At 33.9% G+C, this 17144-nt stretch carries 13 protein-coding genes; 10 read left to right on the top strand and 3 right to left on the bottom strand.

Annotated features, from left to right (window positions below):
• The first annotated feature begins 53 nt into the window (after window positions 1–53).
• Window positions 54–692, top strand: a complete 639-nt coding sequence (locus tag ACH2BV_RS12100; RefSeq protein ID WP_395050988.1) for a PorT family protein — start codon at window positions 54–56, stop codon at window positions 690–692.
• Between the two features lie 32 nt (window positions 693–724).
• Here ACH2BV_RS12100 and gltX read toward each other — a convergent pair whose 3' ends face one another.
• Window positions 725–2359: a glutamate--tRNA ligase gene (gltX, locus tag ACH2BV_RS12105; RefSeq protein WP_395050989.1), complete on the bottom strand. Its 1635-nt coding sequence runs from the start codon at window positions 2357–2359 to the stop codon at window positions 725–727.
• 92 nt (window positions 2360–2451) lie between these two features.
• Window positions 2452–3480 carry an alkane 1-monooxygenase gene (locus ACH2BV_RS12110; protein WP_395050990.1) on the bottom strand — a complete coding sequence of 343 codons (1029 nt, stop codon included), beginning with the start codon at window positions 3478–3480 and terminating at the stop codon, window positions 2452–2454.
• A gap of 131 nt (window positions 3481–3611) precedes the next feature.
• Between ACH2BV_RS12110 and ACH2BV_RS12115 the strand changes: the two genes are divergently transcribed.
• From ACH2BV_RS12115 to ACH2BV_RS12140, 6 genes are all read left to right on the top strand, one after another.
• Window positions 3612–6908, top strand: coding sequence for a hypothetical protein (locus ACH2BV_RS12115; RefSeq protein WP_395050991.1), 3297 nt, complete (start codon window positions 3612–3614; stop codon window positions 6906–6908).
• Complete coding sequence (gene ybeY, locus ACH2BV_RS12120) at window positions 6905–7324, top strand: rRNA maturation RNase YbeY (RefSeq protein WP_395050992.1); 420 nt, start codon at window positions 6905–6907, stop codon at window positions 7322–7324. The genes ACH2BV_RS12115 and ybeY overlap by 4 nt, the downstream gene beginning before the upstream one ends.
• A 108-nt stretch (window positions 7325–7432) precedes the next feature.
• A complete protein-coding gene (mnmG, locus tag ACH2BV_RS12125) occupies window positions 7433–9304 on the top strand; it encodes a tRNA uridine-5-carboxymethylaminomethyl(34) synthesis enzyme MnmG (RefSeq protein WP_395050993.1) in 1872 nt (623 codons plus the stop codon).
• A 72-nt stretch (window positions 9305–9376) separates the two neighbouring features.
• Window positions 9377–10225: a class I SAM-dependent methyltransferase gene (locus ACH2BV_RS12130; RefSeq protein WP_395050994.1), complete on the top strand. Its 849-nt coding sequence runs from the start codon at window positions 9377–9379 to the stop codon at window positions 10223–10225.
• Between the two features lie 247 nt (window positions 10226–10472).
• Window positions 10473–11033, top strand: coding sequence for an OmpH family outer membrane protein (locus ACH2BV_RS12135; protein ID WP_395050995.1), 561 nt, complete (start codon window positions 10473–10475; stop codon window positions 11031–11033).
• A gap of 97 nt (window positions 11034–11130) precedes the next feature.
• Complete coding sequence (locus ACH2BV_RS12140; protein WP_395050996.1) at window positions 11131–13407, top strand: helix-turn-helix domain-containing protein; 2277 nt, start codon at window positions 11131–11133, stop codon at window positions 13405–13407.
• Between the two features lie 53 nt (window positions 13408–13460).
• Here the strand turns inward: ACH2BV_RS12140 and ACH2BV_RS12145 are convergent, their stop codons facing one another.
• Window positions 13461–14396 carry an SPOR domain-containing protein gene (locus ACH2BV_RS12145; RefSeq protein WP_395050997.1) on the bottom strand — a complete coding sequence of 312 codons (936 nt, stop codon included), beginning with the start codon at window positions 14394–14396 and terminating at the stop codon, window positions 13461–13463.
• 102 nt (window positions 14397–14498) lie between these two features.
• Between ACH2BV_RS12145 and dprA the strand changes: the two genes are divergently transcribed.
• From dprA to ACH2BV_RS12160, 3 genes are all read left to right on the top strand, one after another.
• Window positions 14499–15599 (top strand): DNA-processing protein DprA, encoded by a 1101-nt coding sequence (dprA, locus tag ACH2BV_RS12150; RefSeq protein ID WP_395050998.1) that lies wholly within the window; start codon window positions 14499–14501, stop codon window positions 15597–15599.
• 68 nt (window positions 15600–15667) lie between these two features.
• The gene (locus ACH2BV_RS12155; RefSeq protein WP_395050999.1) at window positions 15668–16354 is read left to right on the top strand and encodes an HAD family hydrolase; all 687 of its coding nucleotides are present in this window, start codon (window positions 15668–15670) and stop codon (window positions 16352–16354) included.
• A 169-nt stretch (window positions 16355–16523) separates the two neighbouring features.
• Window positions 16524–17144 (top strand): outer membrane beta-barrel protein (locus tag ACH2BV_RS12160; protein WP_395051000.1); only part of this gene is annotated, 621 nt, incomplete at its 3' end.

Here is a 17144-nt window from a genome sequence, read left to right on the forward strand (position 1 = left end):
AACCGTTAAATTACAAAAAAACTTTAGGTTTGCCGTTGTTTAATTCCAATTTTATGAAAAGATTATTTTTAGCTTCTGTTTTTGCACTAATTTCAATGACTGTTTTTGCACAATACGAATATCGAGATTCGAATAGAATTGGAATTAGTATTGGTGTAAATCAATTTACTTTGAACACTAATGATTTTCAAACAAAAGCCGGAACGGGTTGGAATGTAGGTCTTTCGATGCGAGGAAATTTCTATGACGACTGGGATATGGTTTATGCGATTCAGTTTAGCGAAAATAATTTTTCGGTAACCACAAACAGTGGTTTTATTACAGAAGACACTAATTATAAATTACCTTCTGCCCAAATATCTTTAATGTGGAGTTATAAAATTATTGAAAACCATTTAAGTTTTGAGTTTGGACCCTTAGTTCAGGTTAATGGAAAACTAAATGTGGAGAAGGGCAAAGAAAACAATATTATTACCGGAACTACTTTGTTGGCCAAAGACATTGCGGATATTTCTACTTTTAACTTTTATCCTGTCATAGGGATTACTGCTGGAGTTCGGCATGTTCGGTTGAGTATTTCGTATCAATATGGAATAAACAATATGCTTGGCAATTTAAATAACAAAAATCTAGGTGTTGATTTCAAAGGCAATCCAGGAATATTAAATGGAAATTTGATTCTTTATTTATAAAAAAAGCTCCCAAATTTGGGAGCTTTTAAGTTTTATAAAGTAGCTATTGCTTTCTCAATTCTATTAATCGTTTCTACTTTTCCTAATGTTTTTATTATTTCATAAATGTCAGGGCCTTTTAATTTTCCAACTAATGACAATCTTAAAGGCTGCGCAATTTTTCCAAAATTAATCTCTTTACTAACTAACCAAGTGTTTATTCCGTCAAATATATAAGCAGTATTTTCAAAATTCAAGTTTTTTATATGAATAGATAATTCCAAAAGTAATTTTTTTGACTCTTCATTAATAACTTTATTAGAAATTTTTTCATCAAATGAATTTGGAGCTAAAAAGAAAAAATCAGAGAACTCCCAAAAATCAGAAACAAAGTTTGCTCTTTCTTTTATAAGAGAAATCACTTTTAAAATGTAATTAAAGTCCTTGTGAGCAAAATTCGAGTCTCGATATTCTTGAAAAGGAATATGACCAACTTTTTCATCAATTCTTTTAATTGGGTTTTCATCTCTAATTATTTTATAATCTACTTTTTTCTCAATTAATGGAATAAAATCAAAAGCTAATTTAACAGGATTTTGAACTTGTAAATATTGATGATTGAACCACTTGTTTTTCTCTGGATCAAATTTAGCGCCCGCTTTATGAACTCTACTCAAATCGAAAGCGTTTTCTAATTCTTCCAAAGTAAATAATTCTTTTTCGGTTCCGTCATTCCAACCTAATAAAGCTAGAAAGTTGACCACAGCTTCTGGAAAAAATCCTTTTTCTCTGTAACCTGATGAAACACCTTCGGCTGTTTTAGCTTCGCTCAGTTCGCCTTGAGGGGCTCGGGTCCAATCTAATGGAAACACGGGAAATCCCATTTTATCACCATCACGTTTTGATAATTTTCCGTTTCCAACAGGTTTCATAATCAAAGGTAAATGTGCGAATTCCGGCGCTTCCCAACCAAAAGCACGGTACAACATAACGTGTAACGGCATTGACGGCAACCATTCTTCGCCACGAATCACGTGTGAAGTTTCCATTAAATGATCATCGACAATGTTAGCCAAATGATACGTTGGCATTCCGTCACTTTTGAACAACACTTTATCGTCAAGTAGACTAGTTTCAAACTTAACTTCGCCACGAATGATGTCTTGCAAATGCAAAGTTTCATCAACCGGTGTTTTAAAACGAATGACATAATCTTCACCAGCAGCAATTCTGTTCTCGGTATCTTCTTTAGAAATTACCAAAGAAGTATCTAATTTTTCTCGATTGTGCCAATTATAAATAAAAGTCTTTCCTTGTTCTTCGTGTTGTTTTCTATGTATATCCAAAGCTTCTGCAGTATCAAAAGCATAATAGGCATTTCCTGAATTGATCAATTCATCGGCATATTGCTTATACAAATGTTTTCTTTCGGATTGTTTGTAAGGGCCAAACTTTTCATTTTTTCCAATGGTTTCATCCGGAGAAATCCCCAACCATTCTAGGGCTTCCATAATATATTCTTCGGCACCTGGAACGAAACGATTTTGGTCTGTGTCTTCAATTCGAAGAAAGAAAACGCCGTTGTTTTTTTTGGCAAACAAATAATTGAATAGGGCAGTACGAACACCGCCTATATGTAAAGGTCCCGTTGGACTTGGTGCAAAACGCACCCGAACTTGCTTTGACATTTCTGTAGTTTTTTTTGCAAAGATAAATTAAAAGGATTGGTAGATTGGCAGACTTCTCAGATTTTTAGATAAAACCAATAAGTACTAAAAATCTACTTCATTTCTTCAGGAATTCTTTTATTCATAATAGCAAACCAAAGCGGAGGAAAAAAAGACAAAACTATAGATGTTGGGTAACCATAAGGCATTTGTGGCGAAATATCATGGTATTCTAAAATTTGGTATTTCTTTTGAGATTTAAAATGGTGATCGCTGTGTCGAGTGAGTTCATAAAGAATAATTCTCCCTAGGACATGATTAGAATTCCAAGAATGTTTCTCTGACACGCGTTCAAATCTACCGGATGCGAGTTGGTTTCTTTTTAATCCATAATGCTCAATATAATTAATGGTTTCTAGCAAAAGAAAGCCAATAATTCCGGCACATAAAACAAATATAAAGCCCTTGAATCCAATGAACGAATAAATTAGCACCAAATAACTAATTTGAATTATCGTAAACCAAAACATGTCATTCTTTAGATTAAAGAAAGAACGATTGTCACTAGCATTTAATTTTTTTTGAATTTCCCAAGCTTTTTTATACGTTCCCGTTACAGTTTGAAACCAAAAAGCATATAGGTTTTGATTGTATTTGGCCGTTGAAGGATCGTCGGGAGTTGAAACATGCAAATGATGCCCGTGATTGTGTTCTATAAAAAAATGGGTATAATGGCTTGGAATTAAAAGAAGTTTTCCCAGAATTCTTTCAAAAAGATTCGTCCTATGACCCAGTTCATGTGCAACGTTAATTCCGTTGGCACCAAGAATAATCCCAAGACTCAATGTCATCCCAATGATTTCAGTTTTTGAGACTTCAGTTTGAGTAATTTTATACAAACAAAAGAATATTGCACCATAAACAATGGGAACATTCAAATAAAGCAAAACATCAAAAAACTTGTTTTTCAATCTTTTTGAAACGGTTTCTTGATCATAATTTTTCTCGTCTTTTGGCAAGAGCAACTCAAGAAAAGGAATCACGACAAAAGCAAACAGTAATGCAGAGAACGACCAAAAACCACCTAGATATATTCCTAGAACACCAATAACTGGAATACTATATGCCCATAAATATTTCATACTAAAAGATTTTTCTAAAAATACCAAATCGTTTCCAATTCTCCAACTATTTAAGTTTGATAAATTTTTAACGTTTTCTAATTAAGATAAATTAGTACTTTTAGCAGTTATTTAATTACAAGTAATATATTTTGGAACCGTCAAATATCATATATCAAAAGCTGGAACTTTTCATCAAGAAGTTTTACACTAACGAACTGATTCGAGGAATTATTTTCTTCATCGGCTTAGGATTGTTGTATTTCTTGTTCACGCTTTTCGTGGAATATTTTCTTTGGCTAAAGCCAATGGGAAGAACGGTCTTGTTTTGGACTTTTATTGGTGTTGAAATTTTCCTTTTGTTGCGTTTTATTTTGTTTCCAATATTTAAATTGTTCAAACTCCAAAAAGGAATTGATTATAAAGAAGCGTCAACCATAATTGGAAATCATTTCTCGGAAGTAAGTGACAAACTAACGAATTTCCTTCAATTGACGAATGACAAAAATCAATCGGAATTGTTATTGGCTTCGATTGAACAAAAGGCAAATTCGTTACAACCAATCCCTTTTGGAAACGCAATAAACTTTAATGTCAATAAGAAGTATTTGCCATTAGCGATATTTCCTATTTTGTTTTTTGCCGTCTTTTACGTTTCTGGAAACAGTAAAATACTTTCTCAAAGTTTGAATAGGGTGGTGCATTTTCAAGATCAATTTTCTCCTCCAGCGCCTTTTCGGTTTGTGATGTTGAATTATAATTTACAAACGGAACAAAACAAGGACTTTATTATTCGACTAAAAACGGAAGGTAAAATAATTCCAGAAAACGCTATGATTTTCATCGGAGATGAAAGTTATTTTATGGAAACTAATAAAGCTGGAGAATTTCTATATAAAATTGAAAAACCAACATCGAACGTTTTGTTTCACGTGGAGGCTAATGCCGTTTCTTCTCCGGATTATCAACTGAATGTGGTTACCGTGCCATCGATTGCCAATTTTGAAATGCAATTGAATTTTCCTTCCTATTTGAAAATAAGATCCGAGATTATCAAAGGCAATGGAAACGCCATTATTCCGGAAGGAACCCGTGTTACTTGGAAAATCAACACTTTAGCAACCCAAAATGTAGTATGGAAAGATTTGACATCTAATTTTCCTTTTTCCAAGTCTGAAAATGATTTTACGTTATCCAAATTAATCTCTCAAAATACAGAATATCAAATTCTTACTTCGAATTCTAAAGTAAAAAACTATGAGAAATTGAACTATCAGATTTCTGTAATCAAAGATCAGTTTCCAACCATCAATGTAAACAATGCCCCAGATAGTCTCAAAATCGATAAAAAGTATGTTTTAGGTCAAATCTCGGATGATTATGGATTGTCCAAGCTTCAGGTTGTTTATTATCCTAAAAACAAACCAGAATCAGTTAAGCGCGGAACAATTTCTGTAAAAGCAAAACTTTATGATCAGTTTATTTTTGCTTTTCCAAGTTCACTTCCAGTAGAGCAAGGAGTTTCTTATGAATATTATTTTGAAGTTTTTGACAATGATGCTATTCATAATTTCAAAAGCACAAAATCTTCTGTTTTTTCAAATCGCATTGCAACTGATGATGAAATTAAAGATCAGGATTTACAACAGCAAAATGACAACATCAACAGCTTAGAAAAGTCATTAAAAAATCAAGACAAGCAAATCTCAGAGATGGATAAGTTGCAAAAGTCAGGAAAGGAAAAAGAAACTCTTGAATTTAAAGACCAACAAAAAATCAATGATTTTATTAAACGTCAAAATCAGCAGGATAAAATGATGAAAGATTTTGCCGAGAAAATGAAAGATAATCTTGACAAAACTAAAACGGATAAGACGGATGAATTCAAACAAGATTTGCAAAAGAGTTTGGACAATGTTGATAAGGATTTAGAGAAAAATAAAAAATTATTAGACGAACTAAAAGAACTCAATGATAAAATCCAGAAAGAAGACTTGATGGAAAAAATGGACAAGTTTAAACAGACTGCCAAGAATCAAACGAAGAGCTTAGAACAATTAGTTGAGCTCACCAAGAAATATTATGTTCAGAAAAAAGCAGAACAGCTAAAAGACAAACTCGATAAACTTTCCGAAAAGCAAGATGATTTATCGAACAAAGACAAAGAAAACAATGTCGAGAACCAAGATGAAATCAACAAAGAATTTGATAAAATTCAAGAAGAATTACAAGATTTAGATAAAGAAAACAAGGAGCTTAAAAAGCCTTTGGATATTCCAAATGACAAAGAAGCGCAAAAAAGTATTGATGAAGATTTGAAAAAAGCTTCGGATGAATTGCAAAAAGATAAAAAAGCATCTGCCAAACCAAAGCAAAAAAGCGCCGCCAAAAAAATAAAACAAATGTCCCAAAAAATGGAGCAAAATATGGAAGGTGGCGAAATGGAGCAACTAGAAGAAGACATTGCTATGTTACGTCAAATTCTGGATAACTTATTGGCTTTTTCATTTTCACAAGAAGACTTAATGGCTAAGTTTAAAAGTTTAAAAATAGGTTCTCCAGCATTTAATAAAAACCTTAAAATCCAGCAAGATTTAAAACTTCAATTCAAGCACATTGACGATAGTCTTTTTGCTATGTCCTTGCGTAATCCAAAAATTGGTGAAAACATCACCAAAGAAATAGGTAATGCTCAATATAATTTAGACAAATCTTTAGAGACATTGGCAGACGCACAAATTCCAAAAGGAGTTTCACATCAACAATATGTTGTTTCTTCATCAAATAAACTAGCCGATTTTTTGTCTGAGATTTTAAACAATATGCAAATGTCTATGTCTGGCGAAGGTCCTGGAAAGCCTAAACCTGGCCAAGGACAGGGAATGCAATTGCCGGACATAATAAAAAAACAAGAAGGTCTTTCGGAGAAGATGAAAGACGGAATGAAAAAAGGGAAAAAACCAGGAGAAGGTAAAGATGGAGAAAAAGGGAAAGAAGGTAATCAACCTGGATCAGAAGGACAAAACGGTGAAGATGGCGAAGGTGATGCTCAAGCCATAATGGAAATTTACAAAGAGCAAAAGCAATTGCGTGAAGCCTTGCAAAATGAATTAGAAAAACAAGGTTTAGGAGGTAACGGTCAAAACGCTTTAGACCAAATGAAAGAAATTGAAAAGCAATTGTTGAACAAAGGTTTCAAAAACGAAACGCTTCAAAAAATCCTTAATGTGAAGCAAGAATTATTGAAATTAAATACGGCAATTCAGCAACAAGGACAAGAAAATAAACGACAATCCGAAACCAATAAAAAGGAGTTTACCAATCAATCTAAACCTCTTCCTTCCTCATTATTGGATTATTTAAACAGTATTGAAATATTAAATAGACAATCCCTACCTTTGCGCTCGAATTTTAATCAAAAAGTTCAAGAATATTTCAATAAAAAATGATCAATTTTAATTACGAAACCGAATTCTCTCTTGATAATGAAGAGTCAATTTCTAACTGGATTACAAAAGTAATCAAATCTGAAAACAAGAAAGAAGGAGAGATAAACTACATTTTTTGTGATGACGATTATTTGCATAAAATAAACGTTGAGCATTTAGGTCACGATACTTTAACAGACATTATCAGCTTTGATTATAGTATTGGAAACGAAATACACGGAGACGTTTTTGTTTCTGTTGAAAGAGTCAAAGACAATGCTGTTGATTTTAATGTTTCATTCGATGAGGAATTGAAGCGCGTTCTAGTTCACGGTGTTTTACATTATTGTGGCTATAAAGACAAAACCGAAAAAGACGAACTTCTTATGAGAAGTAAAGAAGATGAAAAACTAGCTATGTTTCACGTGGAACAATAGCAAGTCCTTTTGAGTTTTTAATAACAATTGTTTCACGTGGAACAAAAAAATAGAATTGTGATTCACAATATAAATCCTGAATCATAAATTCCAAATCCCAAATAAAAGATGTTTCAAGAAGAATATGATGTAATTATAGTTGGCGCGGGTCACGCTGGTTGTGAAGCCGCTGCTGCTGCTGCCAATTTAGGTTCGAAAACTTTGTTGGTTACAATGAGTTTGCAAAACATTGCGCAAATGTCTTGCAATCCTGCAATGGGAGGAATTGCTAAAGGACAAATCGTCCGTGAGATTGATGCGCTTGGTGGATATTCTGGAATTGTTTCAGATAAGACCGCTATTCAATTCAAGATGTTGAACAAATCTAAAGGCCCTGCAATGTGGTCGCCAAGAGTTCAAAGTGACAGAATGCGTTTTTCCGAAGAGTGGAGATTGATGCTCGAAGGAACGCCAAATCTGGATTTTTACCAAGAAATGGTAAAAGGTTTGATTATTGAAAACGGCAAAATAAACGGAATCAGAACTGCACTTGGAATTGAAATAAAGTCCAAATCCGTAGTATTGACTAATGGAACTTTTCTAAATGGATTGATTCATATTGGCGAAAAACAATTTGGCGGAGGACGAGCAGGAGAGAGTGCTGCTTATGGAATCACCGAAGATTTGGTGAATGCAGGATTTCAATCAGGTAGAATGAAAACAGGAACGCCTCCTAGAGTCGATGGACGTTCTTTAGATTTTTCTAAAATGAATGAGGAAAAGGGAGATGCGAAGCCAGATAAATTTTCGTATTCAGATGAAACCTCGCCTTTGATTCATCAAAGATCTTGTCATATGACATATACTTCTCTCGAAGTTCATAATATTTTAAGAGAAGGTTTTGATCGTTCGCCAATGTTTAATGGTAGAATCCAATCTCTAGGTCCGAGATATTGTCCTTCTATTGAAGATAAGATTAATCGTTTTGCAGACAAAGAAAGACATCAATTGTTTGTAGAGCCAGAAGGTTGGAATACTTGTGAAGTTTATGTAAACGGTTTTTCTACTTCGCTTCCGGAGGATATTCAGTTTAAAGCGTTGCGCTCTGTTGTTGGATTTGAAAAAGTGAAATTTTTCCGCCCTGGATATGCAATTGAATATGATTATTTTCCTCCAACCCAATTAAAACACACTTTAGAGACTAAGTTAATCGAAGGATTGTATTTTGCTGGACAAATAAACGGAACCACCGGATATGAAGAAGCCGCTTCCCAAGGAATGATGGCGGGAATTAATGCTGCATTAAAAGTACAGGAAAAAGCACCTCTTATTTTAAAAAGAGACGAAGCTTATATTGGAGTTCTTATTGATGATTTAATTACAAAAGGAACGGATGAACCTTATCGAATGTTTACTTCTCGCGCTGAATTCAGAACTTTATTGCGTCAAGATAATGCCGATTTTAGACTTACGCCAATGTCGTACGAAATAGGATTGGCTTCTGAAAAGCGTTTGCGTCGAATGGAGCACAAGTTGAATGAGTCCGAAAAGATGGTGGCTTTTTTCAAAGAAACTAGTGTTTCTATGGCTGAAGCAAATCCAATATTGGAATCAAAAGATACAGCTTTAATAACCCAAGGCGATAAAATGTTTAAAGTGTTTTCTCGTCCTCAAATAGATTTGGAAGACATTATCAAATTCGAAAAAGTGGCGTCTTATGTAGCGGAAAATAATTTGGATCAAGAAATATTAGAACAAGCAGAAATCCAAGTGAAATATTCGGGTTATATTGAAAAGGAAAGAAACAACGCCAATAAATTGACTCGTTTAGAAGATGTAAAAATCCCTGAAAACTTCGATTATAATAAAATAAAATCAATGTCAATTGAAGCAAAACAGAAGCTAAGCAAGATTCGTCCAGTGACTATTTCACAAGCTTCCAGAATAAGCGGGGTTTCGCCAAGTGATGTTTCTGTATTGTTGATTTATATGGGAAGGTAATTTGTTCCACGTGAAACTACTTTGTGAAGGCTTGGTATTATTGAGGATTTTAAAAAATAATAAAATAAATAAATGGACATTTCAAACAAAAAGCATTTCCTTTCTGTAAAAGATTATTCGGTTTCCAAAGAAACTTTCGATTTATATTATGACGAAACTTTGGATATGCTAATTACATTTCCGCAACCTAGTTTAGAAAATTTGGGTAAGTATTACGAAAGTGAGGATTATATTTCGCACACCGACAATAAACGTTCTTTGTTTGAAAAATTGTATCATTTTATAAAAAGTATAGCTTTAAAGAACAAACTTAATTTAATAAATTCGCTTCAACCCAATAAAGGAAAAATATTAGATATTGGAGCCGGAACAGGAGATTTTTTGTCGGTTGCAAAAAGCGATAGTTGGCAAACCATAGGAGTAGAGCCAAGTGAAAGAGCGAAATCTATTGCAATAAATAAAGGAATCTCTTTTGTCGAAGAAACTAGCGAATTGGAAAATCATTCTTTTGACGTGATTTCGATGTGGCACGTTTTAGAACACGTTCCAGATTTACACAAACAAATCAAAGAATTGAAACGATTGCTAAAACCAGCAGGAACATTAATTATTGCTGTTCCCAATTTTAAATCTTTCGACGCAAAACATTACGAAAATTTTTGGGCGGCTTACGATGTGCCAATTCACTTTTGGCATTTTTCGAAAACTGCCATAAAATTACTTTTCGAAAAAGAAGAAATGAAGTTGCAAAAAGTGTTGCCAATGAAATTTGATTCTTTTTATGTGAGTTTGCTTTCGGAAAAATACAAATCTGGAAAAATGAATTTTATCAAAGCTTTTTTCATTGGATTACAATCCAATTGGAAGGCGAAAGAGAATTTTGAATATTCTTCTCACATTTACATCATAAAAAACAAGTAAAATTCATTTTAAGCCAATTTAAGAATACTTTTTACTGTTTCCGAACCATTACCTCGAATTTCACAACAAAATCCATTATTTAAAGGCTGACGAATCCAATTTTAATAAATATAACTTATAAAATATTTAATTCCGATAACAAATACTTATATCATAAATATTTCTGCATTTTTCCAACTTTATGACAATGCTACTTATTTTTTTATATTTTTGTTATCAATTATTAAAAATTAGAAAAAACACCAAAATGAAAAAAATAGTAGTAATTATTGCTCTTACAATTTCAATTGTTTCTTGCAATAAACCAGCAGCAGAAGTTAAGGAAGTAAAAACAGCTTATGTAGACACTTCAGTTTTAATGAAAGAATATACTGGAACAAAAGATCTTGATGCTAAATATAAAGCTAAAGGAGAAGAAAAAGGAAGACAACTTCAAGCTGAAATTGATAAATTTAAACAAGAAGCTTCAAACTTTCAAGCACAAGCACAAGCAAACGGTCAAGCTTGGGCACAACAAAAAGGAGCTGAATTGCAGAGAAGAGAGCAGCAATTAGCGCAAGCTCAACAAGCACTTTCTCAACAATTACAACAAGAAGGTGGAACAGAAATGGATAGTTTAGTTGCCGGTGTAAAAAGGACTATAAAAGCTTACGGAAAAGAAAAAGGCTTTACTTATATATATGGTACAGGAGATTCTAACGCCAGTATTTTATATGCCGAAGACAAATTGGATATCACCAAAGACATCCTTAAATTATTAAACGACAAATACAAAGCTCCTGCTGCAAAAGAAGAAGTTAAAAAATAATTTTGCAAAATTAGTATATCAAATGTCACGCAATTGCGTGACATTTTTTGTTATATCAACATTAAAACAATATTTTAGCTTTTAATTTATACGCCAAATGCAAACTATCTCCGAAGCCGCTGTTTATACCTTGCGATTTATCAATCAAACGCATCGCTCTATTTTCCTTACGGGAAAAGCTGGAACTGGGAAAACGACGCTTTTGCGGGAAATTATTCAAACTACGCACAAAAACACCGTCGTGGTGGCGCCAACTGGAATTGCGGCATTAAATGCTGGCGGAGTAACCATTCACTCGATGTTTCAGTTGCCTTTTGGTGGATTTATTCCCGATAATTCATCACCACATTTTTCGGAAAACACCAAATTTGAAACTAAAGCCACTTTGCGCAGACACTTCAAAATGAGTGGTTTAAAGAAATCGGTAATCCGAAATATGGAGTTGCTGATTATTGATGAGGTGAGTATGCTTCGTGCCGATTTATTGGATGCAATGGATTTTATGATGCAAACCGTTCGAAAAAAAAACAGTCCTTTTGGTGGAGTTCAAGTTTTATTTATTGGCGATTTGTTGCAGTTGCCACCCGTAATTCGAGACGAAGAATGGCGAACTTTAAAAACCTATTATAAAGGAAAATTCTTTTTTCATTCGCACGTTGTTCAGCAAAATCCACCTTTATATATTGAACTGTCGAAAATTTTTCGTCAAACCGACGACGCCTTTATTTCGATTTTGAACAATCTCAGGAACAACCAAATTTCTGCTGCAGATATTCAAAACCTGAATCAATATGTAAAACCTGATTTCGATTTGAAAGCAAATAAAGGGTATATCACTTTAACAACGCACAATGCCAAAGCCGATGCAATGAATGCTCAAGCATTGGAAGATTTGGAAGGAAAATTGGTAACCTACAAACCCGAAATTGTAGATGATTTTCCGGATAAAATATATCCTGTTGAAGAGAATTTAAAACTGAAAGTTGGAGCGCAAGTTATGTTTGTGAAAAACGACTTGTCTTTTGACAAAAAATATTTCAACGGCAAAATGGGGTTTATCAAATCACTTTCGAGTCAGGAAATACTCGTTCATTTTCCCGAAGAAAACAAAACTATCGAAGTCGAAAGATATGAATGGCAAAACATCCGCTATAAAGTTGATGAAAACACTAAAGAAATCGAGGAAGAAGTGTTGGGAACTTTCGTTCATTATCCTATAAAACTCGCTTGGGCGATAACTGTTCATAAAAGCCAGGGACTGACATTTGACAAAGCAGCGCTCGATGTTTCGCAGGTTTTTCTTCCTGGGCAAGCATATGTGGCTTTATCGCGTTTGCGATCATTAAACGGCTTAATTTTGCTTTCTCCGCTTCGAATGAATGGCATTTCAAACGATCAGGACGTTATGGATTATTCACTGAACAAAGCGTCTGAAGAAGTTCTCGAAAATTCGTTGCAATTAGAAACCAGAAACTTTATCCATAATTTCCTCAATAGCAGTTTTGATTGGAGTGATTTGGCCCAAGAATGGCGGAATCATAAGTTTAGTTATGATGAAAAAGGCGAAAGTTCCGAGAAATCAAAACACGCTGTTTGGGCACGAAAACAAACCGAAGCCATTGAGTCCCTTTTGGAACCATCCAGAAAATTTGTCTTGCAATTGAACAAATTATTTGGTCAAGAATCTGTCGATTTGAATCACGTTTTAGACCGAATAGAAGCGGCATTCAATTATTTTTTGTTGCCAATGGACAATTTGGTTCACGAAATACTTTGGAAAATAGAAGAAGTAAAACGCATCAAAAAGGTTAAAGCATTTTACGAGGAATTGGTCATTCTTGAAGAATTACAAATCAAAGCTGTTTTACGATTAATGAAAGCTAAATTATTGATAGAAACTGTCGTAAACGGCGAGGAAATATCTAAAGAAAAGCTGACTTCGGATGAAATTAAATATTACAAAATCAATAAGCTAAAAGTTATTCAAGAAGAATTTAAGGACGTGAATGTAACTTTAATCGAAGACGAAGTCGACTTGGAAAGATATACTTCAAAGAAAAAAGCCACTAAAGAACCCAAGAAATCTACCGTTCAGGAAACCTATGAATTGTGGCTCGAAAAGAACACGATTAAAGAAATTGCCGCAATAAGAAAACTGACTTCGCAAACTATTGGAACACATATTGCCAAACTCATTGAATCCGGAACCATCGCAATTACATCTGTTTTGCCGGAAGACAAAATATTGGAATTGGAAAAAGCTTTCAAAGGCTACAAAGAAGAAACTTTAAACGGTTTGAAAGAACAATATGGTGAAAAATTTACTTGGGACGAATTGAAAATGTTCAAAGCAAGTTTGAATCTGAAATACTAAACAGAAACGTTTTTAAATAAAAAACCCATTCGATTTAAGAATGGGTTTCGTTTTTATAGTGATTCAACCAAAATCCAAGCATCAGGATTTACGGTTTTTTGGATTTCCTGTTTGGCCTTTTCGGCTTCGGGGAAAGTGGCGTAACTTCCGTAAAGAACGGGAAATAAGCCATATTTATTCTGTGGAATTCTTCTTGCTTTGTATCCTTGATCGGATAGTCTTTCAAATGCTTTTTGTGCATTTCTTTCTTCTCTAAAAGCACCGGCCATAATGTGGTATGACATTTTTTCCTCTTTAACCGTAAGTGTTACGGCTGGAATTGGATTTTTAATAAAGAAAGTAGCCTCTTGAATTTTGTTTTGAACTTGTTTTTGGACAGATTGCTCAACAATAATAGTTTCGTTAGCAATTTGTTGTTGATAAATAGGGTAAGCAATAGCTCCAGTTAAACCTAATCCTAAAACAAAAATAGCGGCATATTTCAAATACACGCTTGTTCTTCTTCTTTCTGGTGTGAAAACAATGACTTCATCTTCTTCAAGAGCTTCGATTTTTTGTTCGAAAATTTCTCTTTTTACCATTGGTGAAACAAAGGCACTTAAACCAAAAGAATTAGTCAAATAATTAGTTTGGTCGTAAGGCGTGAAAATCAAATTTTTATCGGCGTTAAGAGAAAAATTCCCCACGTTTTTTATAGAGAACAATCCGTTTTCCTGGAGTGCTTTTTTCCAATTAAAAACTTCATATTGAATGGCGCTGATGGCATATTCGTATGATGTTTTTTCGGCTTGGGCAATATGATTGGCTAATAAACCGTCGTTGTTTTTTAGATACCCATTAAAAGAAATGATTTTCTTTGGAGGAAAAAAAGAATTGGAACTTTCTATTAATTGAGCCGATTGAATTTCGGTCAAAAAAGCTCCGAAACCCGGAACGGTTACACACTGGTAACGGTATAAAAGCTGCGCGATGTATGGTTCGATGTTCATAGACACAAAGTTATACATTGAGAATAGTTATCAAAATTTTATTCACAATTTTTATTAACAATCCGCATTAATTTTTATACATTTCAACCTCAAACGATTAGTATGACTGAGCAAGAATTATTTCATTTATTAGCATTGCAACAAGTAGAAGGCGTAGGCGATATTATGGCCAAAAAATTAATAAATCATTGCGGAAGTGCAGAAGCAGTTTTCAAGACAAAAATATCACAAATTGCTGCTATTGATCGAATTGGTTCCATTTTAATCCAAAAATTAAAAAGCAAATCAGTTTTCGAAAAAGCTGAACAGGAACTGCAATTCATTAAATCAAATGAAATCAACGTCGAGTATTTTCAAGACGAAAATTATCCAGATCGTTTAAAACATTGCATCGACGGACCAGTTTTGTTGTTTACGTCAGGAAATATTGACTTGAAAAACAAAAAAATAATCAGTATTGTAGGAACCCGACAAATCACATCCTACGGAATGGAATTTTGCCGAAAATTGATTGAAGATATTGCACCGCTTAATCCTGTAATCGTGAGTGGTTTTGCATATGGAGTAGATATTTTTGCACATCAACTGGCAATGGAGCACGACTTGCAAACTATTGGCGTTGTGGCGCACGGTTTAAACCAAATTTACCCCAAAACTCACAAGAAATACGTTGCCAAAGTTGAACAAAACGGCGGTTTTATGACCGAATTTTGGAGTTCTTCCAATCCGGACAAAGAAAATTTTGTTCGAAGAAATCGTATTGTTGCTGGAATTTCAGAAGCTACGATTGTCATTGAATCTGCCGAAAGAGGCGGTTCGTTAATTACGGCAAATATCGCCAACGATTACAACCGTGATGTTTTTGCTGTTCCCGGTCGAACAACCGATAAATACAGTCAAGGTTGCAATAATTTGATAAAAACCCAAAAAGCAAACTTGCTTACGAGCGCTGCTGATTTGGTTTATATCTTGAATTGGGATATTGAAAGCAAAGCAAAAGCAGTCCAAAAACAATTGTTTGTTACTCTTGAAAACGACGAACAAAAAGTGTATGATTATCTCTTAAAAAACGGCAAAGAATTGATGGATATTATTGCCTTGCGTTGTGATTTCCCGATTTATAAAATCTCGGGAATGCTCCTGAATATGGAACTGAAAGGCGTGATTCGACCTTTGCCTGGAAAATTGTTTGAGGCTATTTAAATAAACACCGCAAATTCGCAAATTAAAAATAATTTATAATCTGCGAATCTGCGGTAAAAAGAAATAAAATGAACCTAAAAGTAATTGCTTTCGACGCTGATGACACCTTATTCATCAACGAACCTTATTTTCAGGAAACAGAACAAAAATTCTGTGGCTTGATGGAAGATTATTTGTCGCATCAAGGAATTTCTCAGGAACTTTTTAAAGTCGAAATCAATAATTTAAAAATCTACGGTTACGGAATTAAAGCTTACATCCTTTCTATGATAGAAGCCGCGATGAAAATTTCGAACAATACAATTCCTGTTGAAGTCATTGAAAAAATCATCGAATATGGAAAAGAATTACTCGAAAAACCCATTGAATTATTGGATGGTGTCGAAGAAACCTTGCAAGCTTTGCACGGAAAATACAAACTAGTGGTTGCCACCAAAGGCGATTTATTAGACCAACGTAGGAAGTTACACGATTCTGGTTTGGGGCATTATTTTCATCACATCGAGGTAATGGCGGACAAACAGGAAAAAGATTATTCAGATTTAATAATACGTTTGGAAATTCAACCGTCAGAATTTTTCATGATAGGGAACTCCTTAAAATCTGATGTTTTACCGGTTTTGGCTATTGGCGGACACGCTGCTCATATTCCGTTTCACACTACTTGGGCTCACGAAAGAATTGACTATACTATTGAGCACGAAAACTTCAGCACTTTCGAAAAAATGATTGATGTTTTAAAAAGACTGCAATAACACGATTATTTCATTATTACAAACCTTCAAGCTTCTGATTAACAGGTTTTATACTATATTTTAATATACCAACTTACATAATTAAAGTTATTACTTTCATAATTTACTGATTTAAATTTTTTATCAAACAACCCAATGTAGTTTTGCCAAGAATTTAAATTATGAAATTATGAAAAAAATCTTCCTTACATTAATTTTTGCACTCGCAATAAACTCTTTAACCGCTCAAAATGAAGCTGTTGAAACCAAACCAATTGGTTTTAATCAATGGTCTTTCGAATTAGCCGGTGGTTTTAATAAACCACAAAGACCTATGACTGCTGGTTATTCAACTTCAGTAGTCAGTCCTTACACAGTTGAATTAGGAGCTCGTTATATGTTCAACAACAAATTTGGTTTAAAAGCTGATTTTGGTTACAACAGTTTTACAGGAAAAAACGAATCTATCGATTTTGACTCAAAGTATTACAGAGTCGATATACAAGGTGTTGCAAACTTGGGAAGAATGATGAGTTTTGAAACTTGGACAAACACTTTTGGTTTGTTAGGTCACGCTGGTTTTGGTTTATCCTTTTTGGAAAGAAAAGATCCTACGTATGTAAAAGACAGAATGGGTAATTTTATGATTGGAGTAACAGGTCAAATTAAATTGACGGACAGAATCGCCCTAACCGGAGATTTCACAACTATAACAAATGCAAAACAAAGTTTCGCTTTTGATGGTGCCAGTACTAATAATATTAGAGGATTTAACGGAAGTCTTTTTACTGGAACTGTAGGTTTAACGGTT

The sequence above is a fragment of the Flavobacterium sp. genome (genome assembly GCF_043780635.1).
Taxonomy (GTDB): Bacteria; Bacteroidota; Bacteroidia; order Flavobacteriales; family Flavobacteriaceae; genus Flavobacterium.

Bases quoted from the DNA above. Each gene is read 5' to 3' on its own strand.
- gltX (WP_395050989.1), bottom strand. From the start codon at position 2,359: ATGTCAAAGCAAGTTCGGGTGCGTTTTGCACCAAGTCCAACGGGACCT.
- ACH2BV_RS12130 (WP_395050994.1), top strand. From the start codon at position 9,377: ATGGACATTTCAAACAAAAAGCATTTCCTTTCTGTAAAAGATTATTCG.
- ACH2BV_RS12145 (WP_395050997.1), bottom strand. From the start codon at position 14,396: ATGAACATCGAACCATACATCGCGCAGCTTTTATACCGTTACCAGTGT.
- ACH2BV_RS12135 (WP_395050995.1), top strand. From the start codon at position 10,473: ATGAAAAAAATAGTAGTAATTATTGCTCTTACAATTTCAATTGTTTCT.
- ACH2BV_RS12140 (WP_395050996.1), top strand. From the start codon at position 11,131: ATGCAAACTATCTCCGAAGCCGCTGTTTATACCTTGCGATTTATCAAT.
- ACH2BV_RS12110 (WP_395050990.1), bottom strand. From the start codon at position 3,480: ATGAAATATTTATGGGCATATAGTATTCCAGTTATTGGTGTTCTAGGA.
- ybeY (WP_395050992.1), top strand. From the start codon at position 6,905: ATGATCAATTTTAATTACGAAACCGAATTCTCTCTTGATAATGAAGAG.
- mnmG (WP_395050993.1), top strand. From the start codon at position 7,433: ATGTTTCAAGAAGAATATGATGTAATTATAGTTGGCGCGGGTCACGCT.
- ACH2BV_RS12155 (WP_395050999.1), top strand. From the start codon at position 15,668: ATGAACCTAAAAGTAATTGCTTTCGACGCTGATGACACCTTATTCATC.
- dprA (WP_395050998.1), top strand. From the start codon at position 14,499: ATGACTGAGCAAGAATTATTTCATTTATTAGCATTGCAACAAGTAGAA.
- ACH2BV_RS12100 (WP_395050988.1), top strand. From the start codon at position 54: ATGAAAAGATTATTTTTAGCTTCTGTTTTTGCACTAATTTCAATGACT.